Raw genomic sequence first — 22,576 nt, 5'->3', positions numbered from 1 at the left:
AGACTGCGAAAACGAACTGTCAAAACTAAAATAGAGTAAAACGCTTGCATCTATCATTTTGGTGCAAGCGTAATTCATGAGTAACGTAGCAATATTTTGCGCTTACTTTATAGGTATTCAGATCATATCTGGATAAAGCAGGAATTCACTATGCTTATCTACCACCGTACAGTCCAGACCTGAACCCAATAGAGAAAATGTGGTCAAAAATGAAAGCGATTCTTAGAAAACAAAAAGTACGTGTCGCTTCTGAGCTGCCTGAAGCTGTAAAAAAAGCTCTGGAAATGATAAGGCATACGGATTGTGAGGGGTGGTTCCATGCGTGTGGATATATGCACTAATTTATGGAAATGCTATAGTCGTAAAAAAATTATATATAAGAATAAGTGGTATTGAATATATAAAAGAAACTGTGTTATAATATATTGACATTATAGAGGAAAGGAAAAGTGACAATGGATAATTCTACTAGAAGAATGATTAATTCATTAGCGGAAGATGTATTGAGTGCGTACAATATATCTGTACCAATTGGAAATATTGATGAAATTGTTGAAAAGCTAGGTGGTACTATCCAGAAGGAAGCTTTTTTTTCTGATGGTGCCGTTGAGAAAGAAGGAAATGGATTTAAAATTATTGTATCTCCTTTTCAAGATGAAAAAAGAGAACGTTTTACAATAGCACATGAATTAGGCCATCTTTTTCTTCACATGGGTTATCGAACCAATAATGAATTGTGGGAAAAACAGGAGAATAATATTTATCATCGAATTGGAAATTCAGAAAAGGAATATCAAGCAAATGAGTTTGCGGCAGCTTTTTTAATGCCGGCGACAGAATATCTTGCTGTATTAAACAAAGTGGCAGAGGGAAATATGGTTGATACATCTAAAATAGCAGAATATTTTAACGTATCGATAGAAGCGGCAGCGAATAGAGGAAAATTTTTGGGGTATTTAAGATGGTAGATCAAACTCAGAGATTAAGCAGATATAGAGAATTAATACAGGAACTGAATGAAACGAAAAAAATGGAAATAGCTCGACGAACAGTTGAGCTATTCTTTTCGTTTGATATCGTAAATTCATCGTTGTATAAAACAATCAACTACACAGGATGGTATAATGTGATTATTTCTTTATTTAAAGAAATACAAGCAAGCGTAATGAAACTTATGCCAGGTGCAGAGATGTGGAGAGTTTTAGGGGATGAAATAGTTTTCATAATCCCGATAAAAGAAAACAAGGATTTTTTCGTATATACAGATAAAATATTTGAGATCCTTAATATTTTTGTACTTAAGTTAAAAAATGGTCAATTTTTTGATGAATTGGAAATCGATAATGATAAGAAGCTTTTAATGAAAATGCAAAATGTTATTTCGCTAAAAGCAGCTGCATGGATTGCAATTGTGGGTGAAAATGTACAACAAATAGAACGATATGATAATTTGCTGGAAAGATACAAATTAAGAGAAGGGTATGGGCTTATTGAATTTCTGGGAAATGACATTGATGCTGGATTCAGAATAAAAAAAGAGACTGAAAATAGAAGAATGGTTATAAGTTTTGAACTTGCGTACATCTTAGCAAAGGATACAGACTATTTGAAAAATATACATATCATTACATACAAAACTTTGAGAGGAATTTGGCAGAATAGATTATATCCTATTATTTGGTATCACGATCCCAAATATGCTGAAACATACAGTTTGAGGACAGTTTTTTTATGATGAGACAGAAGAAAATGAATTAACAAAAGAGTATTTTTCTAACAGAAGAAAATGAATTAACAAAAGAGTATTTTTCTAACAGAGAAAATTCAGTATTAAAAAAAGAGATGTATTATAATGTTTATAATGCATTAAATAAAATTTTGTCTGATCAGAATTTGATACATAAATTTGTAAAAATGGATAAAATTATAGAAGATTCACCGACAACACAAACGGCAAAAGGAAATTTGTTAGAACCCAAATTTTTCTTGAGACTTCATTGTGTGGCAGTATGCTATGATAAATCTACGAAGAAAATATTAATAATGAAACGATCAAGTAAAAGAGAAAAATACCCAGATAAGTGGGAATTTGGGTGTGCAAAAGCGGTTTTAGAAAGATCCTTAAATGAACAGATTGAGCAGGAATATTATAATGATTTCGGGGTTAAGATAAAAGTTGTTTGTGATGAAGAAAGAGAAGATAAGCAGCCGATACCGTTGGCATTGTATGAAGTGGAAAGTGAACAAGGAAAAGATAAGGGAGTCATTTCATTAGCTGAAGTAGTCGAAACGTATAAGAAAAGCGATTTTAAAGAAAATGAAAAACATTCCGAAGTGCGCTGGATTTCGAGAGAAGAAGTTGATACCTTTAAGGAAGACACTGTTAAAGATTTTAAAAACACATTAAAGCTGGCATTTGCAAAAATGGAGGAGATGTATGGAAATACAGATGAATGATAATTCTATAGTAGAGATGTTGGAAACAATATTTTCGAATGTTAATAGTTGGTTAAATTTTGCAGAAGCAAAAAACGCTGCATTGATGGCGTTTAATATAGCAATGTTAGCAGTAACATGGGGGAGTACAGAGAATGCTGGTAAGAACATATTATTTTATGGTGTGAATCTTGCAATAGTAATATCAACAATCATAGCTTTAAAATCGTTTAAGCCTGATAAGGGAAAATGTAAAGAAGAAACAGGCGTTATAAAAGAAAATGATAATTTGCTTTTTTATGAAGACATTGCAAAGTATTCGAAAGAAAGTTATTTAATAGCTCTATACAAAAAGTATCAAGATACAGTGAAAACGGAAGATGAACTTTTAAAAAGAGAAATAGATTATGCGGATGAAATAACATACAATGCTAAAATTATTGTTCAAAAATATAAGTGTTTTAAGAATGCACGGTATGTGGATTTTATAGGATTGGTGGGAATTGCTGTATTAATTCTGGCAGCCTAAAATGTGTAAAATTTCAATGGATAGTTTTTCATCGTTTACTTAAAAACAGGCTGAGCAATAGACGAATGTAAAACAAAGGAGTTGATATTGTGCCGTCATTAGCTTCATTTCAATTAACACCGCCTCAGGATGCGAGAGAGTTTGAACAATTGATGAGGGATTACTGTAATTGCATATATCCAGGAATGGCATGCTTATTTGCACGACCTGGGCAGAAACAGTATGGCGTTGATGTTGTTAGTACAGGCTCCAATGGGGTGGTGGCAATTCAGTGTAAGAATTATCAAGATATGTCTGTTTCAATTTCGATGATAGATCAGTGGATTCAGGGCGCAGAGGAGTTTAAACCGGAGATTTCTCATTTCATAATTGCGATTGGCGCTAAGACGGATGGAGAGATTCAAAAGTATGTGCTCGAAAAAAATCAATATCGGCAAAGCCATAATTTGTTTTCTGTTGAAGTAGTCTACTGGGAGGAGATCAGTGCATTTTTGAAGTCTGATGCACGAATACTGCAACGTTATTATCCGTTTATCAATACGGATGGAATCCAAGATCAATTTGATATTGCTTATAGCAGTTTAGACATAATTCGGCATGATTTTGTAGAGTTGATATTGAGGTATAAAATTCTGGATTTTTTGTTGGAAGATCCTTTTGTAGGTATAAAAACAGAATATCTTATATTGTCAGACAAATTTGATATAGCTTTAAAAGATCTGCTTCAGCGGACTGTGTTTTTGCAAGAAACTGAATTATATCAGAAAATAATCGCATTCTGTGGAAAATGGAATAAATATAATGGCTATATAGGGCTTAAAGTACAACCGAGCAATAATGGGCAATATGTCAGAATGAATCAAGTGCTGATGGAGGATTATGAAGAAATAGAAGCTATTGTTCAAAGAATGAAAAGTGAAATCTGCGAAATTTACGAATCAATAAGTCAATAAATGTAATGAAAAAAGGAAGATTTTTGACAAAATCTGTGATATACTAAAATACAGGTGTTTCAATCTATGATTGAAAAACGATGTTCCCTGGAGAGGGACAGAAATTAATACTACAATGATAAAGTAAGGAACAAAGAAAAGACATGTCACACAAAACTCTATTTTTACAGCAGTCCTACATCGACTGCACAAACCAGTACACCGCGCTTCTGGAAGCGCCGAATCTGCCGTTATGGGATTATGTAATTCTCACAGCATCCAATGAGGAGCAGGCTGCATCGTACCGTACACAGATTCAGTATCGTCTGGAGCACCATATGATTCCAGAGTCGACACACTATGCAGTTCTTCCGGATCCAGACGGAAAACGAGTAGGCAGCGGCGGCGCCACATTGAATGTTCTGCGCTACGTTCATGAAAATGCAGGCTCATTCGAGAATCAGCGGATTCTGGTAATCCATTCCGGCGGCGACAGCAAGCGGGTGCCGCAGTATTCTGCCTGCGGAAAGTTATTTTCACCGGTGCCACGTGTTCTGCCGAATGGAAAACGTTCTACTCTGTTTGATGAATTTATGATTTCCATGAGTGGTGTGGCCGCACGGATGAATGCTGGTATGTTGGTGTGTTCCGGCGATGTGCTGCTGCTGTTCAATCCGCTGCAGATTGATTTTTATGGCAAAGGTGCAGCGGCGCTTTCGATTAAAGAGCCGGCGGAGATCGGAAAAAATCACGGTGTTTACCGGGTTGACAGCGAAGGAAATGTAGGTGGTTTCCTGCACAAAAAAACAGTGGAGCAGCTGCAGAAACTGGGAGCTTCGGATGATCAGGGAAATGTAGATATCGATACAGGAGCGGTAATCTTCAACAGTGAGATGCTGCAGGCGCTGTACCAGCTGGTGGATACGAAAGAAAAATTTGCAGCTTATGTGAATGAGAGTACCCGGCTTTCCTTTTATGCTGATTTTCTCTACCCTCTGGCATCAGACTCTACGCTGGAGCAGTATTATAAAGAAACACCGGAAGGTGATTTTACGCCGGAACTGGAACAGTGCAGAACGGAGTTGTGGAGTGTATTGCATCCGTATCAGATGAAACTGATTCGAATGTCACCGGCTGCATTTATCCACTTTGGTACGACAAAAGAACTGCGTGAGCTTATGACAGAGCGGATGGATGAATTCTATTATCTGGGATGGACATCGAACATCAACACGAATCGGGAGGAAGCGGATTTTGCAGCTTCGAACAGTTACGTCAGCCCGAATGCAGAGATTGGAAAGGGAAGCTACCTGGAAGACTGTATGATTCGCAATAAGTCACAGATAGGTGAAGAGTGTGTGATTTCCGGCGTGACATTAGATGGTCAGACAATTCCTGCGCATACTGTTCTGCATGGACTGAAACAGCAGAATGGAAAATTTGTTGTCCGCATGTACGGTGTTTCTGACAATCCGAAGGAAGCATTGCTGTTTGGAAAAACATTGCCGATGCCGCTCTGGGAAGCTGCGATTTATCCAGTATGCGATTCAATGGAAGAGGCAGTGCATCAGACACTGGAAGCCTGGAGAGAAGGTTTTCCGATTCGGGAAGATGCGATTTCACTGAAAGACAGCTTTAACCAAGCAGATCTTTCTGCACTGCTGCCGTGGCAGGAGAAGGTATCGGATAAAGTAGAACTGGAAGAAATTCTGGAGGCAATTGATCGAAAGGAAAATTTAACCAGACTGGTTGAGCAGATGCGGGATGGTATCTCAGAGCGGGTGAAAGGTGAACTGCTGAAAGAAGCACAGAGATTAAGCGAGACAGAGCTTGATCAGTTCAGCAGAAAGATCAGAATTTATTATGTTCTGTCCTGTTTTGATGAAAAGTATATGGACTCCTGCTTTGCGACCATCAGCAGCGGTATTCTTGCCGGAGCTGTAAAAGGTCTTTGCTATGATGCCGATGCGAAAATGGGAAAAGATCAGGTTATCGTAAATCTTCCGGTCCGTGTGAACTGGGGAGGCGGCTGGAGTGATACACCGCCGTACTGTATGGAACATGGCGGAACCGTACTGAATGCGGCTGTGATGCTGGACGGAAACTGCCCGATCGAAGTTGTGGTTAAGAAAGTCGACGAACCGGTGATTGTTCTCGCAAGTGCGGACAGTGGTGCCGAGCAGACCTTTACCGATATTTCCAGTTTACAGGATTCCAGCAATCCATACGATCCGTTTGCCCTGCACAAAGCGGCACTGATTGCCTGCGGCGTGATTCCATATAAGGATCCGATTTCCGTGCAGGAAATCACGGAAAATCTGGGAAGCGGCCTGTATCTTTCCACGCAGGTCATCAATATCCCGCGCGGTTCCGGCCTTGGAACATCTTCGATTCTGGCGGGTGCCTGTGTAAAAGCGCTGTATGAGATGCTGGGAAAAGAGGTAACAGACGAAGAGCTGTATGACCGTGTTCTTTGCATGGAACAGATTATGTCTACCGGCGGCGGATGGCAGGATCAGGTCGGAGGTCTGGCACCGGGAATCAAGATGGTTTCGAGTGAACCGGCAATTCGACAGAGAATTACGTGTGTGCCGTGCAAAATCAGTGAAAAGACAAGAAAAGAACTCGACGAGCGTTTCTGCCTGATCTATTCCGGACAGCGCAGACTGGCAAGAAATCTGCTGCGGGATGTCGTTGGACGATATGTCGGAGGAATCGAGGATGCGGTGGATGTCTTATATGCGATTCAGCAGACGGCGGTTCTGATGCGGTTTGAACTGGAAAAAGGCAATATCGATGGATTTGCAGAGCTTTTGAATCAGCACTGGGAATTATCCAAGAAACTGGATGCGAGTTGCACGAATACGTGTATTGATATGATCTTCCATTCCGTAGAAGACCTGATTGACGGAAAGATGATTTGCGGTGCCGGCGGAGGCGGTTTCCTTCAGGTTGTGCTGAAAAAGGGCGTAACACAGGAAGATGTGCGGAAACGGCTGCGTGAAGTTTTCCAAGACAGCGGTGTAGATGTATGGAGCTGTTCACTGGCGTAGGAGGAGGAAAAGAATGTTAAAAGGAATATCACCGTTATTATCACCGGAACTGTTAAAGGTGCTGGATGAAATGGGACATGGAGATGAGATTGTATTTGCCGATGCGAATTTTCCAACGGTCAGTACAGGAAAACGAATTGTACGTGCAGACGGAATCGGTGCAGTGGAGCTGCTGGATGCTGTTTTGCAGCTGTTCCCGCTGGATCAGTACGATGAGGATCATTTTGTACTGATGGAAGTGGTGCCGGGAGATCCGGTTCAGACGCCGATCTGGGATGAGTATAAAGCGGTTCTGAATCGATACGAACCGGAAGCAAAAGTACATACGATGGAACGCTTTGCCTACTATGAGCGTGCAAAAGAAGCCTATTGTGTTGTGGCAACGGGTGAGACGGCACAGTATGCCAATATGATTCTGAAAAAAGGTGTGGTAAGATAGGAATGGAATATTTTGCTTCGTCGTCCCATTCGGTGTCGTCGCAGCGTATTTTATATACACCGTCGGAATTTGCCAGAACTTCACTTCTGTATTTACAGGAAACAGGTTCGCTCCATGCACTGGCGGCGCATACGTCTCATCGAGAGCATCTGGCTTCGTATCTGTTCTTTTCGGTAACATCGGGGTCAGGAGAGCTGAATTACAATGGGAAAACGTATGCACTGCATTCCGGAGACTGTGTTTTCATCGACTGCAGAAAACCGTATTCCCATGCGACATCGGCAGATCTGTGGACCTTGCAGTGGTGTCATTTTTACGGTCATACCATGCCTGATATTTACAAAAAGTATCAGGAGCGCGGCGGACAGCCGGTTTTTCATCCCAAGGAAATGGAAGAATTGGTAGAAGTTATGACAGACCTGTATTCTGCGGCAGGATCGGACAGTTATGTGCGGGATATGAAAATTAATGAGATTTTAAACCGCCTGCTTTGGATTCTGATGAAGAATTCCTGGCATCCGGAACAGGGACGCGCTGCGCATGCCAGAAAACGGATGAGCATGGAAAAGGTGAAAAGTTATCTGGATGAAAATTATAAGGAACATATTACACTGGAACTGCTGTCACAGAAATTTTATATTAATAAATATTATCTGACGAAGATATTTAAAGAAACATATGGTGTGACAATTATTTCTTATCTGGAAACGAGACGGATTACGCAGGCGAAAAATCTGCTTCGATTTACTGATATGACGGTGGATGAAATCAGTGCCGCAATCGGAATGAATGATGCAAATTATCTGGCGCGCCGTTTTCGAAAAATAGAAGGAATGAGTCCGGGAGAATACCGGAAAAAATGGTAAAACAGAAAACCGCAAATCATTTTCAGCAGATCGGGCAGAAAATGGTTTGCGGTTTTTCATTACAATTTAGAAAAGGGACGGCAGATCGTATTTATGTTTATCGTGTACATTGATGTCTTTTCCGAATTGGACTTCAATGATCTGCAGTTCCGTATCAGCAAAAATGGTGTGTTTGCTGCCTGCATTCATCTGCAGGGTGTCACCGGCGTGAACATTGTAAATAACGCCGTCGATCACGGCACGTCCTGTGCCGGAAATAACGTTCCAGACTTCGTTCCGGAAATCATGACTGTGGTAGTTCATCTGATGACCCGGATTTAAAGTTACTTTAATCGTAAGACTTTCTTTTTCGATATCCAGAATGCGGAAACTGCCCCAGGATTTTTCTGCAAACATAACGCGGTGATCCAGGGTATTGACAAAGGGCTTGATGTAACTGGACTGCTCTTTATCGGAAACCAAGATGCCGTCCGGACTTGCGGAAACTACAATATCTTTCAGCCCCATACAGAGTACGGGAAGATTCAGCTCGTTGACTACGTGCACATTTCTGCAGGTTTCGTTAAACAGTGCTTCGCCGACATTGTGGCTGTCCATGGCCTCAGTCAGAGTATTCCAAGTTCCAAGGTCTTTCCACATGCCGGAGAAACGCATCACTTCGATACGGTCCTCGTGTTCTACCACTGCGTAATCAAAACTGATTTTGTCTAACGTTTCATATTTGCTGAAAAGATCTTCGTAGTTTTCAAAATCAATTAATGCATGAGCGCGATCCAGAACATAACCAAGACGGAAAGCAAAAACACCGCCGTTCCAAAGAGCACCCTGGGAAATATACTGTTCTGCAATTTCTTTGGTCGGTTTCTCTTTGAACATCGACACCGTGCTGACAGGAGCCGGGGTGTCTGGAATAATGTATCCGTATTTTTCGCTTGGATAGGTCGGTTCAATACCCATCAGAACCAGGTTGGCATTGCTGGAAGCAGCCTGGGCACCGAGGTCTTTTAAGGCATCAAAATAATCAATTTCCACATAAGGGTCAACCGGGCAGACAACGACAGGTTCGTCCTCGGAAATTCCCTTTACATCCTTCAGATAGGCTGCGGCAAGCGCAATGGCCGGGAATGTATCACGGCGGCAAGGCTCAACGCTGATGCCGACATCTTCCCCTAACTGATTGTGGATGGCGGAAACCTGTGATTTTGAGGTCGCGATGGTTACCGTTGCATCCTTGTCGATCGTACGGATCTGACGGTAAACGCGCTGTACCATGGATTCCAGTTCACCATCTGCCGTATGGAAAATTTTGATAAACTGCTTGGAACGGATATCATTGGAAAGCGGCCACAGGCGCTGGCCGGAGCCGCCGGATAATAAAACGATATTCATAAAGTTTCTCCGTTATCTTTCTGCACGCATCGGGTTGTTCAGGAAATCCTCGTAGGAGAGACGGATGCCGTCTTCCAGCTCGGTTTTGTAGGTCCAGCCAAGAGCGGTTGCTTTGGATACGTCGAGCAGTTTTCTTGGAGTACCATTTGGCTTTGTGCTGTCCCAATTGATTTTTCCATTATAACCGATTACTTTTGCAACAAGCTCTGTCAGCTCTTTGATGGTCAGTTCTTTTCCGGTTCCGGCGTTTACGGTCTCATTTCCGGAATAGTTGTTCATCAGGAAGACACAGAGATTTGCAAGGTCATCGACATACAGGAACTCACGCAGCGGAGAGCCGTCGCCCCAGCAGGTAACTTCCGGCAGATTGTTAACCTTTGCTTCATGGAAGCGGCGGATCAGTGCAGGAAGTACGTGGCTGTGGGTTGGATGATAGTTATCGTTTGGTCCGTAAAGATTGGTCGGCATAACGGAAATATAATCAGTTCCGTACTGACGGTTCAGAAACTCACAGTATTTTAAGCCGGAGATTTTTGCAAGTGCATAAGCCTCGTTTGTTTTTTCCAGTTCAGAAGTCAGCAGACAGCTTTCCTTCATCGGCTGCGGTGCCATACGCGGGTAAATGCAGGAGGATCCAAGAAATTCCAGTTTTTTACAGCCGTTTTTCCACGCAGAGTGGATGACATTCATTTCCAGTGTCATGTTATCGTACATGAAATCTGCCAGTGCTTCCTGGTTTGCAACGATGCCGCCTACTTTTGCAGCAGCGAGGAAGACATATTCCGGTTTTTCCTCTGCGAAAAATGCCTCGACAGCATCCTGACGGCAGAGATCCAGTTCTTTGTGGGTACGGGTAATGATATTTTCATAACCCTGGCGTTTCAGTTCTCTTACAATTGCGGAACCAACCATTCCACGGTGTCCGGCTACATAAATTTTTGCATTTTTTTCCATCATGATATTTGCATCTCCTAAATTAAAGTGCGGCGTTCATGGCTTTTTCCTGTTTTGCAAGCTGACGGTCATGCTTTGCCATAATTTCTACTAATTCAGCATACGTTGTTTTCTGCGGATTCCATCCAAGAACGGTTTTGGCCTTGGTCGGATCGCCCCAGAGGTTATCAACGTCGGTCGGACGGAACCATTCCGGATTGACACATACCAGCATTTTGCCGGTTTCTGCATCGTAGCCTTTTTCTTCCAGACCGGTGCCTTCCCAGCGGATGGTAATGCCGTTTGCAGCGAATGCTTTTTCGGTGAAATCACGTACGGTATGCTGCTCGCCGGTTGCGATGACGAAATCTTCCGGTGTTTCATGCTGCATAATCATCCACATGCACTCCACATAATCTTTTGCATAACCCCAGTCACGCAGAGAGTCCATGTTTCCAAGTTCCAGATGATCCTGAATACCTTCTGCGATTCTTCCGGCAGCCAGTGTGATTTTACGGGTAACAAAGTTCTCGCCGCGGCGCTCGGACTCGTGGTTGAACAGAATGCCGTTGACAGCAAACATACCATATGCTTCGCGATACTCTTTTACAATCCAGAAGCCATACTGCTTTGCAACCGCATACGGGCTGTATGGATGGAACGGGGTTGTCTCGCGCTGCGGAACCTCTTCTACTTTTCCATACAGTTCAGAAGTAGATGCCTGGTAAACTTTTGCCTTTTTGGTAAGGCCAAGAATGCGGCATGCTTCCAGAATACGAAGAACACCAAGAGCATCCACATCGCCGGAATACTCCGGAACATCAAAAGAAACCTGTACATGAGACTGCGCAGCCAGATTGTAAATTTCATCCGGCTGGACAATATTGATAATACGAATCAGCGATGACGAATCAGAAAGGTCACCGTCATGCAGTGTGATTTTATCCATAATGTGCTCGATACGAGCCGTATTTGCAAGCGAAGCGCGACGGGTGATACCATGAACCTCATAACCTTTTTCTAACAGAAACTCCGCAAGATAAGAGCCGTCCTGACCAGTGATACCGGTGATAAGTGCTTTTTTCATTCGAAAATCCTCTCTATTCAATAATGTGTAGTGTGGAGAAAAATCTCCGTATTAGTTGCTTGTGTATGTAGTTTAACGGAAGATGGGGAGAAATGTGAGAGGATATTTTGGGGGTTGATAGCATTATATTGGTTTATTCGGTCAGAAGTGGTTTGATTTCCTTTTCTGAGGCACTAGTTCATGGATAAGTCAAATTTGGAAAAATGGTGGGAAAAGATAAGCACAGAACTTGACACATAAGAACAGGAATGATAAACGAAGATTGAACAAAATCGCTGCGCGATGGCCTGCCAAGGCTGTGGCGCAGTTTTATTTTTATTAAAAAAGCAGTGGAATTACTTTCCATAATCCGTTATTGTTAAGTTACCACACGAAACAACTGAACTAAGAAAGCTCCACTGCCTATGATAAGAATAACATTTTCCAGTCTCTTCCGCAACCGGAATTATGACGCTAACGCACCTCCGAATAGGTAGATGTAATTATTAACACTTACGTATAGACATCCGGAAAAAGCTTGCGATCCGGGAGCGTCTGGGAGGTATTTGACAAAACACTGTGGGAGAAGTAGACTATGAGAAAACAATCTGGTCAAGTTCATAGCAGGGAATCTTCTGCGACTCTCCAACTGACAGTAAGTTTACTCTATCAAGAAGATAGGATCAACTTGCCATTTGAGTTCCCAGATGGTAAAATCAAAATACACTGGGATATAATATCCTTTGCCTGTTAGTATAGCTTCGGAAAGGAGCGTTGAAGAATGGCAGCGACGTTAAAACTTCCGGTTGGTATCGAAGATTTTAAGAAAATTCGCCGGCAGGGTTTTTACTATATTGATAAGACAAGACTAATTGAACAGCTTCTTGACAGATGGGGAAAGGTAAATCTTTTTATAAGGCCCCGCCGTTTTGGTAAGACCGTTCTATCGTTTACGTTTGAGAAAAGATAGCAAATTTGACACTGCCCTTACAAATGAGGAGGATGTTCTATGGAACTAGAAAAAATATACCAAGCGATTATAACTGGTAGAGCAATGCTGATTACTGGTTCAGGTGCTCATATGACAGCATTGGGGATGAATGGGGAAAAATTTCCGTCAGGTGTTGCATTAGCGGAAAGACTTTATAAATCTGCTGGAATTGTGAACCCGGAAAATCCATATGATTTGCAGGATGCAGCAGACAGTTATTTGGAAACAAAAAGCTCGGATGAATTAATTGCAGAGTTAAAGAAGGTACTGTATGTCTCGAAAGTACAGAAAGAACATGAAATATTATATGGACAAGACTGGCAGAGAGTTTACACTACCAATTATGATGAGGTGCCGATTTTAGCATCCAAGGATATGGAAGAACCGCTTTATGCGGTTACCCTTTCTGATGATGTCAAGTTGGAAAAAAGTAAGAAAAAACAATGTGTTTATATTAATGGATATATAGGAAATTTGAGTGAGCGAACACTTCAATCGGAATTCCGTTTGTCAGGTCGAAGCTATGCTTCTGAAAGCTTGAACCAGAACGCATGGGGCGCTATTTTTTCGGATGATTTGACAACGGTTGAATGTGTAGTTATTGTGGGACTTTCCTTAGATTATGATTTGGATCTGAAAAGATTAATTTATGCACAGAATGTGCACGAGAAAATAGTATTTATTGAAGATAGTAAAATTTCAGAAGATAAGAAACGAAAGTTAAAGAGATATGGAACGGTTTATGCGATAACAATGGAAGAATTCACGAAAGGATTAGATAAATATAAAAGTGATCATCCAATGCCTGTCAAAATGACAGATTTTCATATTTATCAATGCTTTGAGGTGGCCAGGGAAAAAAATACCATAGAGAAAGCTACTTCTCTCGAAGTTCATAATTTTTTTATGACCGGTCAGAGTGTAGATAGCTTATGGCATACCGATAGAGGAATCTATGATAATTTAATTTTTCGAAAGCAACTAAAAGAAGTAAAAGAGGATTTGAAAAATAATTGTAGAGTTATCTATGTACATGCTAATTTGGGAAATGGAAAAACGATTTTCGCAGAATGTTTGAAGCATCTGTTTGAAGACGAAGGGTATCAAATTTTTACTTTAAAAACAGTTTATATGAAAAGCTTACCAACGGACGTTCAGCATATTGTCGAAAGCCCAGGAAAAAAGTTGGTTATTATAGAAAATTATTATAATTACATTAATGTATTGGAGAAATTTTCTTTTTATTCCCTGGAAGACGTTCAGTTTATTTTGACAGCACGTACGGTTCTGTATGATACTCGGATTCGGGAAGCAAATGAAATATTAAAAGTGGGGGAAGGTGAGAGTAAAGTCATTGACTTAAATAAACTGAATGAAAAAGAATTAAACGTCATGAGCAATATTTTGCGAAATAATGGCTTATGGGGAAATTTGAGTAATCTTTCCAGATCGGAAAAGAAGAAAAGATTAAAAGACAGAAAATGGGGAAATTCAGAGTTTCAGAGTATTCTTGTAGATGTTGTGAATTCTACGGATATGAAGAATAAAATAGAAACAATCGTTTCAGGTATAAAATCAGTTTCTGTGTCATATTATGAAGTCCTTATTTTAGCATTACTGGTAAAAATCATGAGCTTAAATATAGATGCACAGGATATTGGTAAAATTATCGGAGTTAACGCGGCGTTTGATCCGCGTTTTACACAAGATGAAAATGTACAGGAGATTTTAGATTTTTCGAAGGAAGCAACAGATTTTCGCATTAAATCGGCTGTTACAGCGAATTTGATCCTGAAAGAATTGGACTGTAATGATGTGATTATAAAAGTATTGGAATTGACGGCAGAATACGCGAATCGATATCGAACGATTAATCGTTATGAGAACATTTTAAAAAATATTATATCGTATTCGCATGTAAATACATTCCTTTTAAAATCGGGTCAAAAGGAAAAGTTTTTGGTGAATTATTATGATAGCCTGAAAGAGTTGGAGTATTATAGGGAAAATACATTTTTTTGGCTTCAGTATGCGATTGCTTGTGCGAATATCGGAAAGTATGATCTGGCACAACGTTTTCTGGAAGCTGCATATAGTTTCTTTCACGATTCTGAATATACAGTTCCATTTCAGGTAGATACACAGCAGGCAAGACTTTATTTATTGCGTATTGAAAATGAAAAAAACGTGGATGTGGCAGATTACTTTGAAAAAGCCCATCTTCTGTTGATGAAACCGGCAGTTTCTCTGAAAGACAATGAGGAAAAACAAATTCAGTTATTGAGGAAATATGTAGCTCCAGCAGTATTAAAAAAATTGCCGTCGGATTTTAAGGACAGATATCGGAGATATTGCGGAGAAGCATACAACAAAGTGCATGAATTTTTGAAGAAGAACAGTTCTGTACAGGTGATAAAAAATTATCAGAGAATGGAAAAACAGTTATTGAAAGCTTCTCTTGTGAAATAAGAATTATCTGAGGTCTGGAACGTCGTCGAAATAGGATTGCGTGAGGAAAAAGCGATGCGCAGAGCTTCGGAACGGATTTTCGGAGTAGTATTTGAGAGAGAAAATATGCTTTCGGTAAGTGTTAGAAAATACGAGGAGAGGAACATTATGAAAACAACATTATGAAAACAACATTACTTATCATGGCCGCCGGAATCGGCAGCCGTTTCGGAACAGGAATCAAGCAGTTGGAGCCGGTAGATGCTTCGAATCGTATCATCATGGACTACTCAATCCATGATGCAATCGAGGCCGGTTTCAACCATGTAGTTTTTATTATCCGCAAGGATATCGAGAAGGAGTTCAAAGAGGTGATCGGTGATCGCATCGCCGCGATCTGCGCCGATCATCAGGTAACGGTAGACTACGCGTTCCAGGATAGTAACGACATCCCGGGCACTCTGCCGGAAGGCCGTACAAAGCCGTGGGGAACCGGTCAGGCCGTGCTTGCAGCAAAGAATATTCTTAGCACACCGTTCATCGTGATCAATGCCGATGACTACTATGGCAAGGAAGGTTTCCGTGCCGTCCATGAGTATCTGGTAAATGGCGGCAAGTCCTGTATGGCTGGCTTTGTGCTGAAAAACACGCTGTCCGATAACGGCGGCGTAACCCGTGGTATCTGCAAAATGGATGAGCAGAACAATCTGACCGAGGTTGTGGAAACCAAGAATATTGTAAAGACCGCAAACGGAGCGGAGGCAGATGGCGTGGCTGTCGATGTGAATTCGCTGGTTTCTATGAATATGTGGGGTCTGACTCCTGATTTCCTTGCCACATTGGAAGACGGCTTCCGGGAGTTCTTTGAGAAAGAGGTACCGGGCAATCCTCTGAAGGCAGAGTTTCTGATCCCGATCTTCATTGGTGAGCAGCTGGAGCAGGGAAAGATGTCTGTGAAGGTTCTGAAAACCAATGATACCTGGTACGGTATGACCTACCATGAGGATGTCGCAGCAGTAAAGGACAGCTTCAAAAAGATGCTGGAAAACGGCGTGTACAAGGCAGATCTCTTCTGTGATCTGTAAACCATGATGCAGGGAACCATGGAGTTGCTCGGAAAAATCATCACAAATATTTTGACGGCTTTGTATGAACCATTTGGATTTTCGCTTCTGCTTTCTTTTATGACTATGTTTTTTACCTGTATGCGTATGAACCGGGCGAAGCGGGCAAAGGCTGGAAGAGCGCTCTGGTGACATGGTACGAGAGGTTCAAAGAAAGAGTGTTCTTTCGAAAATTGTTTCTATTGGTATTCGTGACATCGATGATCCTGTTCCGAACGCTGTTGAATCGAAATTTGTGGTTGAATCCGCTGTCCAATGTTTTGGACGGATGGGGCATCTGGAAGACAGTGAATGGCGAGCAGGTGTTGACAACAGAGGGCATCGAGAACGTCATTATGATGGTGCCGTTCACCGGTGTGCTTATGTGGACATTCGAAGAAAAGACAGGAAACGGCTGGAGAAAGATACTGTGGCATAGCGGAAAGACAGCGTTGATCTTTTCGGTAAGTATTGAGACGCTGCAATTACTGCTTCGCCTGGGTACGTTTCAGCTGTCAGACATCTTCTATAATACAGTTGGTGGAGTGATTGGCGGATTGATGTACTACGGAATCAGGAAGGTAAGAAAGCGTCTGTAGAAGAGTATTGTTTTGTGGTAGGAAAAAAATAAATGCCGTGTGTGGAACACAAGGCTCTCCCCGGAGCTGAGGCACACACGGTATATTTTGAGAGCTGATATATAGTTTATAACGGAAATAAAATGAGATAGAAGAAATGGAGTGTGACAAAAAATGAACTTATCTAAAATACATCATATTGCAATCATCGTATCCGACCATGAAGCCGCAAAGGATTTCTATGTGAACAAGTTGGGATTCTCTGTCATCAGAGAAAACTATCGCCCGGAGCGCAAGGACTGGAAGCTGGATCTTCGTGTCAATGAACACACGGAGCTGGAGATTTTTGCTGAGGAAAACCCGCCGAAGCGTGTGAACCGCCCGGAGGCATGTGGTTTGCGTCACCTTGCCTTTTGCGTGGAGAGTGTGGAGCAGACAGTGAAAGAACTGGCAGAGGTGGGAATTAAATGTGAGCCGATTCGTGTTGATGATTATACCGGCAAGAAGATGACCTTCTTCCATGACCCGGATGGACTGCCGTTGGAGCTGCATGAGTAAAGAGGTGGACAAAATGATATTTCGTAAGGCAGAAAAAAAAGCTTTCAATGAGCTGGTGCTGTGAGTTATGGGAGAGAAAAGAGCATATAACGCCAGAAAGCCTGGCGGCGGTCGAAAGAAGTTGAAGCCTGAGTATGATGCCGGGGAGAATCTGAAAGAACAGATGGATGCTGCTGTGGCGCTTTATGAGGAGGATTGCTCCCTCCAATCCATCGCAGATGCTCTGGCTCTAAACCCCATCAAAGTAAGAAAGCTGCTTATCACGGCTGGTGTGTATGAATCGGAAGTGGCGGAGAAGGTACAGGATACCTTTGAGGAGTATCGAGAAACACAGAACTATAAAGAAGCCATCCTCTCAACCGCAAATACTCTTCAACTCTCCAAAGCCTCCGTCACCTCATACCTGCCATATCAGAAAGGCGTGTACTTCCCGAGTACAGCAGATAAAGAGAAAATCAGTGTTGGAGCAGAGCGGCAGCGGAGATACAGAGCGATAAGAAAACTGAGATCAGAGCCGACAGAGGAGCACCTGTGGGAGACGGTCTTGCTTTATTGTGGTGTGCAATTTAAAACCTATTCCGGCTTACCCTTTACCTATGAAATACGAAAGGGCAGAAGCGGCGAATATACAAAGGAATTGTGGATCGACCGCCGAGGGAAGAGCAAAAGCCTGGCGTGGAGTTCTGTGCTGCTGGCACTGGGGAATATCAAAAAGGTAGGAGAAGTAGTTGAACGACCAAAGGCTCTGAGTGACATCCGGGGTGTGACTTACATCTATGGGATGTTCTATCGCTTCGGACTGATCGATATGCCGAAAGAAGTGAAGGAGAAGAAAAATGATCGAGGCAATAAAAAACAGAAGAAGCGTCAGAAAATATAAGAACGAACCCAGTAGGGGAAAACACAGTTGCCGGGAAAGCAGAAAAGACCAAGGAAAAGGAAGTGGAAAGTAAGCGCCAAATAATAATGCGGTTAGATACAAGATTACTCCAGCCCTTTACGAGTTGGAGTAATTCACTATAATTCACATGCGATTTTTGATAGATTGGAGTTTTTCACTCCAAGGTGCCAGTTCCGCCAGCTGTTCATCGGTCATATTTTTATTCGGTCGGTTCTCCAGCAGAAATTTAAGATATCCGTAGATGTTCAGCCATGTGCTTTGGCCATCTCAACCATTGTGTAGACTACTGCGCTGGCATTCGCTCCGTCCACGGAACTGCTGAACAGCCAGTTTTTTCGCCCCACTGCGAACGGACGGATCGCATTCTCACTGAGATTATTGGTAAAGCTGCACCGCCCGTCTTCCAGATAGGTTTCCGCTATATCACGCCTGTTGAGAACATAATTCACGGCTTTATCCAGCCGGGTATTCCGGACGGGCTTTTGCTGGTCAAGCCACGACCAGAAAGCCTCCAGAACAGGTTTTTCCTTCTCGAGACGCAGTTGTTTCCGCTTTTCATAATTACCGGGATACTTTTTGTTAATGGAGTCTTCCATGGCAAACAACCGATTGCAGTACTGGACTCCCTGTACTGCAGGCTGGCTGTAGTCATACTGCTTCCCTTTTGGAACAGCGTCGATAAAGTATCGGCGGATATGTGCCCAACAGGAGCAGCGCCTGATCCCAGGCAGACTGTTATAACCCTGATAGCCGTCCGTTTCCAGATATCCGCTGTAGCCTTCCAGAAACTCCTTTGCATGGCTGCCGCTCCTGGTCGGGGAATAGCCATACAGGATGATCTCCGCAAGTCCGTCCTCACCGCTTCGGAACAGCCACATGAATGACTGGGTCTGTGCCCTGCGTCCTTCCTCTTTCAATACCTGGACCCGCGTCTCATCTGCCATCGCAAAACTACGTTTCAGCAGCTCCCGATGAAAGTAATCGTACATTGGCTGAAAATAGTTCTTTGAACAGTAGATGATCCAGTTTGCAAGGGTCGTCCGGCTGATCTGCACCCCATACTGCTTCCGGTCCTTTTCCTGCCGGTAAAGTGGAAGCCCGTTGGCATACTTCTGGTACATAGTCCATGCAGCTGCAGATGCTGATGCAGGTCCTTTTCCAAGCAGAGTCGGCGGAACCTGAGACTTTACGATCACAGGCTTTTCTGTATCGCCGAGTCCTTCCTTACAGGAGGGGCATCCATAGCTCTGGCTGTAGTATTCGATCACTTTACAGGTGGCAGGAATGAATTCCAGTTCCCGGCGGACATATTCCTCGCCGATCAAGACCATCTGCGTACCACATACCGGACAGATCTGATCCTCTTCCGGAAGTGGGACCACTACTTTTTCAACTTTCAGGCCTTTGAAGAGTTCCTCATGTGCTGCCTTCTTTTTACGGGTATGCTCCCGGATTACCGTTTCGCCTTCCAACAGGGATGGATCCTGTTCCACTTCTGCTTCATCGAAGAGATTCTGCTGTCCCGGAATATCATCAGATCTTCTCTCGCTGGAGGGACCAAAGAGTTTTTTTGTCAGATAATCTACCTGTTCCTGAAGAGCTTTCTCATGACTGGTTTTTTCGTCAATAATAAGACGGAGAGCTTTGATCAGTTCCGTCTGCTCCGCTATCATTGTTTTCCGTTGTGATACGGTATCTTTCAGCTCTCGAAGCTGGGTATCTTTTGCACTGGAAGCCATCGTTTCTCTCCTCGGATTTGATTCCTTTATTATACCAGAAATGGGATTTTTACTAAAGGAAAACAACGCCTGAAAAATGCCGGATTTACAAGGGATTTCCGGATTTTTCTATGCAGGATTTCTGCCAGGATCCACGAGCTTTTTATTCTGCTTTGAGGGCTTTTGGCTGGTCAATATCAATCCCGGACATCAGCCAGTCAAACTCCCGCCAGGAAAGATTCCGGACCTCTGACTGCTTTCTGGGCCATTGATAACCGCCGCGGACAGACAATCGCTTATAGATCAGAACGAAGCCATCCGGTTCGCGGAACAAGGCTTTGATCCTGTCTCGTCTTCTTCCGCAGAAAAGGAAGAGAGCACTGGACGACGGATCCATCTTAAGCTGGTCTTCGATAACGGTGCAGAGTCCGTCAATAGATTTCCTCCTATCCGTGTAGCCACAGACAATGTAGATCTTCTCAAGTCCGGAAACATCGCCTAACATGAAAACTCCTGAAGCATGCGAAAAGTCCTGGTGAGCAGAACAGGATCCGCATCATTGCTGATGCGGACTGTGATATCCTTCATAGAAACTTCAATCGTATGTGGATTGTCAAGGTTCGAATTTAGCATCTGCGATGCGGTATGCTGTTCCGGAATGTGATCCGGAACAATGTCAATGGGAACCACGTCCTGTTTCGGGCGTGGAACCTCAAGATGACCATAATTCGCCGCTGGGATCTGATCCGCTGCTGTTTTCCGACAACGGCTGACCCAGTTGTAAAAGGTGCTTACTGCAATGTCGTTTTCACGACACCAGTCAGCATCTGTCATGCCGCTCTGACGGCATTCATTGATAAGTCTGATCTGTTCCACCATCGGAACGCGGGTCTTGCGAGTACCTGCCATAACCTATCCTCCATAATTGTAGTGAAATAATCTAAGTATCTATCAGCTGCAATTATAGGGGAAATCTAAGGATTTGAAAATCCGCAGGAATACTTGGCGCTTACGAAAATACAAAAGTTCAGGTTGCAACTGAAAATGATAAAATATTGAGAGTGTGTTATGGAGATTATATGCAACTTCCAAAGAAAGAGGATAGAGGAGCTCACCATAATACCCAGATATATTATGATTCGGATCGGGATTATAAAACGGCTCTAAAATCTGGAATACCGCAACGTTTTTTTGAGGGGGAATATGAACTGGGAAATTTTAAAATTAATAAACAGGTTACATTATTAAGGCAGATTTCTTGTACTTATTGGAACATAGATTGGATTGAAACATATAGAGACGCAGACATGAGATCACAGGTTCGAATCCTGCTGTTCTAACTCTCTATTGAATGAAGAAATATCTATCATATATTTTTACAAAACGTTTTATAGAAATATGGGACGTTTTGTAGTATGATATAAAGAAAAGTATGTAGGAGGAAGCATATAAAGATGAAAGAAGTGTCTAAAAGTCCGCTTGAAGTTTCAAGGGATAAAATAAAAAGAACGTTATTAAATACCATGAAGACGGACTGTATGGAAACATATGTGCACATCGAAGAGTCTAGATATCGTCCTGATGGTCCTTTTCAGAGAGATTATGCAAGAATAATGTATTCTTCTTCTTTTAGACGTTTACAGGGGAAAATGCAGCTTCTTGGAATAAGAAATGATCAATTTTTTAGAAATAGGTTGACACATAGCTTGGAAGTTGCGCAGATCGCCAGATCTATCGCAGGGACTATACAATATGATGCTGGTGAAAGTTATATAGTTGAGGCAGGTGCTTTAGCTCATGATTTAGGAAACCCGCCATTTGGACATGCGGGAGAGAGATATCTTAATGAAATGTTTCAAGATATAGGAGGGTTTGAAGGCAATGCACAGACATTGAGAATTCTTACTAATATTGAAAAAAAACGTCCAGAATTTAGAGGCTTGAACTTAACATATAGAAGTATGTTAAGTGTTGTAAAATATTTTAATAAGTTTAATGCTGAAAAATTTAAAAATGATAAAAAGAGTCAGAAATTTATTTATGATGAAGATTATGACTTACTTAAGAAGTTCGTTGATGAAAATGCAATTAAAGTAAGAACGTTAGACGTCCAAATTGTGGATATTGCAGATGAAATCGCATATGCAGCGCATGATTTAGAGGATGGATTAAGAGTAAAAGCATTTACAATTGATGAAATATTGCATGATTATAAAGCAAAATATGGAGAGACTGAATCATATTCTGTTTTTGAAGAAAATGTTAATGAGGCGCGAAAGAAAGCTGGATATGGTACTAATAAGATTGATTCAACACAATATTCTAAATTGTTTAGACAAGAATTAGCTTCAAGATTAATTAACTTGGCGTTAAATGATATTGACTTGGTTCCTGTTACAGATGACATGAGAAATAAAACTAATACAATGCAGACTGAGGAATTAGGATTTAGTAAATATGAAGAATTGATTCATGGATTGAAGGATATTGTGTTTAGATGTATTAATCACAATGATGATGTATATCATTATGAACAGCAAGGAAGAAAGGTAATTAAATTTTTGAAAGAATTATATTCAGAAGAAAGAATGTATTTACCTCCAGAATATAGAGCAAAAGAAATTATGGAGCAATAT

General features: G+C 41.9%; 20 protein-coding genes and 2 pseudogenes. 16 read left to right on the top strand and 6 right to left on the bottom strand.

The features are described 5' to 3' along the window. Positions 1-128: 128 nt before the first annotated feature. From DXA55_RS19660 to DXA55_RS15270, 9 genes are all read left to right on the top strand, one after another. Complete coding sequence (locus DXA55_RS19660) at positions 129-341, top strand: transposase (protein WP_119188555.1); 213 nt, start codon at positions 129-131, stop codon at positions 339-341. 114 nt (positions 342-455) lie between these two features. Further along, the gene (locus DXA55_RS15305; RefSeq protein ID WP_117760945.1) at positions 456-968 is read left to right on the top strand and encodes an ImmA/IrrE family metallo-endopeptidase; all 513 of its coding nucleotides are present in this window, start codon (positions 456-458) and stop codon (positions 966-968) included. Beyond that, positions 962-1,735, top strand: coding sequence for a hypothetical protein (locus DXA55_RS15300; protein ID WP_117814572.1), 774 nt, complete (start codon positions 962-964; stop codon positions 1,733-1,735). Before DXA55_RS15305 ends, DXA55_RS15300 begins: the two co-directional genes overlap by 7 nt. Before the next feature lie 179 nt (positions 1,736-1,914). After that, positions 1,915-2,457, top strand: coding sequence for a hypothetical protein (locus DXA55_RS15295; RefSeq protein WP_147399720.1), 543 nt, complete (start codon positions 1,915-1,917; stop codon positions 2,455-2,457). Then, positions 2,438-2,965 carry a Pycsar system effector family protein gene (locus DXA55_RS15290; protein ID WP_117814570.1) on the top strand — a complete coding sequence of 176 codons (528 nt, stop codon included), beginning with the start codon at positions 2,438-2,440 and terminating at the stop codon, positions 2,963-2,965. Before DXA55_RS15295 ends, DXA55_RS15290 begins: the two co-directional genes overlap by 20 nt. A gap of 89 nt (positions 2,966-3,054) precedes the next feature. Continuing rightward, positions 3,055-3,918: a restriction endonuclease gene (locus tag DXA55_RS15285; RefSeq protein WP_117760951.1), complete on the top strand. Its 864-nt coding sequence runs from the start codon at positions 3,055-3,057 to the stop codon at positions 3,916-3,918. Positions 3,919-4,061: 143 nt separating this feature from the next. Beyond that, positions 4,062-6,950 (top strand): fucose pyrophosphorylase domain-containing protein, encoded by a 2,889-nt coding sequence (locus DXA55_RS15280; protein ID WP_117814569.1) that lies wholly within the window; start codon positions 4,062-4,064, stop codon positions 6,948-6,950. 13 nt (positions 6,951-6,963) lie between these two features. Next, positions 6,964-7,389, top strand: coding sequence for an L-fucose mutarotase (fucU, locus tag DXA55_RS15275; protein ID WP_055228359.1), 426 nt, complete (start codon positions 6,964-6,966; stop codon positions 7,387-7,389). Positions 7,390-7,391: 2 nt separating this feature from the next. Further along, complete coding sequence (locus tag DXA55_RS15270; RefSeq protein ID WP_117760955.1) at positions 7,392-8,255, top strand: AraC family transcriptional regulator; 864 nt, start codon at positions 7,392-7,394, stop codon at positions 8,253-8,255. Positions 8,256-8,321: 66 nt separating this feature from the next. Here the strand turns inward: DXA55_RS15270 and DXA55_RS15265 are convergent, their stop codons facing one another. The 3 genes from DXA55_RS15265 to gmd are packed head-to-tail and all read right to left on the bottom strand — an operon-like array spanning position 8,322 to position 11,664. Then, positions 8,322-9,644 carry a sugar phosphate nucleotidyltransferase gene (locus DXA55_RS15265; protein ID WP_117814568.1) on the bottom strand — a complete coding sequence of 441 codons (1,323 nt, stop codon included), beginning with the start codon at positions 9,642-9,644 and terminating at the stop codon, positions 8,322-8,324. 12 nt (positions 9,645-9,656) lie between these two features. Continuing rightward, positions 9,657-10,598, bottom strand: a complete 942-nt coding sequence (locus tag DXA55_RS15260; protein ID WP_334291844.1) for a GDP-L-fucose synthase family protein — start codon at positions 10,596-10,598, stop codon at positions 9,657-9,659. Between the two features lie 22 nt (positions 10,599-10,620). After that, complete coding sequence (gene gmd, locus DXA55_RS15255) at positions 10,621-11,664, bottom strand: GDP-mannose 4,6-dehydratase (RefSeq protein ID WP_117814567.1); 1,044 nt, start codon at positions 11,662-11,664, stop codon at positions 10,621-10,623. A 760-nt stretch (positions 11,665-12,424) separates the two neighbouring features. Between gmd and DXA55_RS15250 the strand changes: the two are divergent. The 6 genes and pseudogenes from DXA55_RS15250 to DXA55_RS17945 form a co-directional block, all read left to right on the top strand. Next, positions 12,425-12,604, top strand: a pseudogene (locus DXA55_RS15250) (AAA family ATPase); the annotation flags it as partial. A gap of 48 nt (positions 12,605-12,652) precedes the next feature. Continuing rightward, on the top strand, positions 12,653-15,103 hold the full coding sequence (locus DXA55_RS15245) for a hypothetical protein (protein ID WP_117814566.1): 2,451 nt from the start codon (positions 12,653-12,655) through the stop codon (positions 15,101-15,103). Between the two features lie 161 nt (positions 15,104-15,264). Beyond that, on the top strand, positions 15,265-16,167 hold the full coding sequence (locus DXA55_RS15240) for a sugar phosphate nucleotidyltransferase (RefSeq protein WP_117814565.1): 903 nt from the start codon (positions 15,265-15,267) through the stop codon (positions 16,165-16,167). A 212-nt stretch (positions 16,168-16,379) separates the two neighbouring features. Further along, positions 16,380-16,784 carry a VanZ family protein gene (locus tag DXA55_RS15235; RefSeq protein WP_242998611.1) on the top strand — a complete coding sequence of 135 codons (405 nt, stop codon included), beginning with the start codon at positions 16,380-16,382 and terminating at the stop codon, positions 16,782-16,784. Positions 16,785-16,937: 153 nt separating this feature from the next. Then, positions 16,938-17,321, top strand: coding sequence for an SMU1112c/YaeR family gloxylase I-like metalloprotein (gene gloA2 / locus DXA55_RS15230; protein ID WP_022461289.1), 384 nt, complete (start codon positions 16,938-16,940; stop codon positions 17,319-17,321). A gap of 67 nt (positions 17,322-17,388) precedes the next feature. Next, a complete protein-coding gene (locus DXA55_RS17945; protein ID WP_242998607.1) occupies positions 17,389-18,201 on the top strand; it encodes a hypothetical protein in 813 nt (270 codons plus the stop codon). Between the two features lie 144 nt (positions 18,202-18,345). Here DXA55_RS17945 and tnpC read toward each other — a convergent pair. From tnpC to tnpA, 3 genes and pseudogenes are all read right to left on the bottom strand, one after another. Next, positions 18,346-19,961 (bottom strand): annotated as a pseudogene (gene tnpC, locus DXA55_RS15220) (IS66 family transposase). Positions 19,962-20,103: 142 nt separating this feature from the next. Continuing rightward, a complete protein-coding gene (tnpB, locus tag DXA55_RS15215; RefSeq protein ID WP_117814564.1) occupies positions 20,104-20,445 on the bottom strand; it encodes an IS66 family insertion sequence element accessory protein TnpB in 342 nt (113 codons plus the stop codon). Then, positions 20,439-20,849, bottom strand: coding sequence for an IS66 family insertion sequence element accessory protein TnpA (tnpA, locus tag DXA55_RS15210; protein ID WP_242998605.1), 411 nt, complete (start codon positions 20,847-20,849; stop codon positions 20,439-20,441). Before tnpA ends, tnpB begins: the two co-directional genes overlap by 7 nt. Before the next feature lie 545 nt (positions 20,850-21,394). Between tnpA and DXA55_RS15200 the strand changes: the two genes are divergently transcribed. Then, positions 21,395-22,576: deoxyguanosinetriphosphate triphosphohydrolase family protein (locus tag DXA55_RS15200; RefSeq protein ID WP_117814562.1), on the top strand; the 1,182-nt coding region annotated here is incomplete at its 3' end.

The sequence above is a fragment of the Blautia sp. OF03-13 genome (assembly GCF_003460685.1).
Lineage (GTDB): Bacteria > Bacillota > Clostridia > Lachnospirales > Lachnospiraceae > Fusicatenibacter > Fusicatenibacter saccharivorans.
Note: the sequence above shows the minus strand (reverse complement) of the source record. Positions and strands in the feature narration are given on the sequence as shown.

Excerpts from the sequence above, each read along its gene's own strand:
- DXA55_RS15305 (WP_117760945.1), top strand. The coding sequence starts at position 456 with ATGGATAATTCTACTAGAAGAATGATTAATTCATTAGCGGAAGATGTA.
- DXA55_RS15300 (WP_117814572.1), top strand. The coding sequence starts at position 962 with ATGGTAGATCAAACTCAGAGATTAAGCAGATATAGAGAATTAATACAG.
- DXA55_RS15295 (WP_147399720.1), top strand. The coding sequence starts at position 1,915 with ATGGATAAAATTATAGAAGATTCACCGACAACACAAACGGCAAAAGGA.
- DXA55_RS15290 (WP_117814570.1), top strand. The coding sequence starts at position 2,438 with ATGGAAATACAGATGAATGATAATTCTATAGTAGAGATGTTGGAAACA.
- DXA55_RS15280 (WP_117814569.1), top strand. The coding sequence starts at position 4,062 with ATGTCACACAAAACTCTATTTTTACAGCAGTCCTACATCGACTGCACA.
- fucU (WP_055228359.1), top strand. The coding sequence starts at position 6,964 with ATGTTAAAAGGAATATCACCGTTATTATCACCGGAACTGTTAAAGGTG.
- DXA55_RS15270 (WP_117760955.1), top strand. The coding sequence starts at position 7,392 with ATGGAATATTTTGCTTCGTCGTCCCATTCGGTGTCGTCGCAGCGTATT.
- DXA55_RS15265 (WP_117814568.1), bottom strand. The coding sequence starts at position 9,644 with ATGAATATCGTTTTATTATCCGGCGGCTCCGGCCAGCGCCTGTGGCCG.
- DXA55_RS15260 (WP_334291844.1), bottom strand. The coding sequence starts at position 10,598 with ATGGAAAAAAATGCAAAAATTTATGTAGCCGGACACCGTGGAATGGTT.
- gmd (WP_117814567.1), bottom strand. The coding sequence starts at position 11,664 with ATGAAAAAAGCACTTATCACCGGTATCACTGGTCAGGACGGCTCTTAT.
- DXA55_RS15245 (WP_117814566.1), top strand. The coding sequence starts at position 12,653 with ATGGAACTAGAAAAAATATACCAAGCGATTATAACTGGTAGAGCAATG.
- DXA55_RS15240 (WP_117814565.1), top strand. The coding sequence starts at position 15,265 with ATGAAAACAACATTACTTATCATGGCCGCCGGAATCGGCAGCCGTTTC.
- gloA2 (WP_022461289.1), top strand. The coding sequence starts at position 16,938 with ATGAACTTATCTAAAATACATCATATTGCAATCATCGTATCCGACCAT.
- DXA55_RS17945 (WP_242998607.1), top strand. The coding sequence starts at position 17,389 with ATGGGAGAGAAAAGAGCATATAACGCCAGAAAGCCTGGCGGCGGTCGA.
- tnpB (WP_117814564.1), bottom strand. The coding sequence starts at position 20,445 with ATGTTAGGCGATGTTTCCGGACTTGAGAAGATCTACATTGTCTGTGGC.
- tnpA (WP_242998605.1), bottom strand. The coding sequence starts at position 20,849 with ATGGCAGGTACTCGCAAGACCCGCGTTCCGATGGTGGAACAGATCAGA.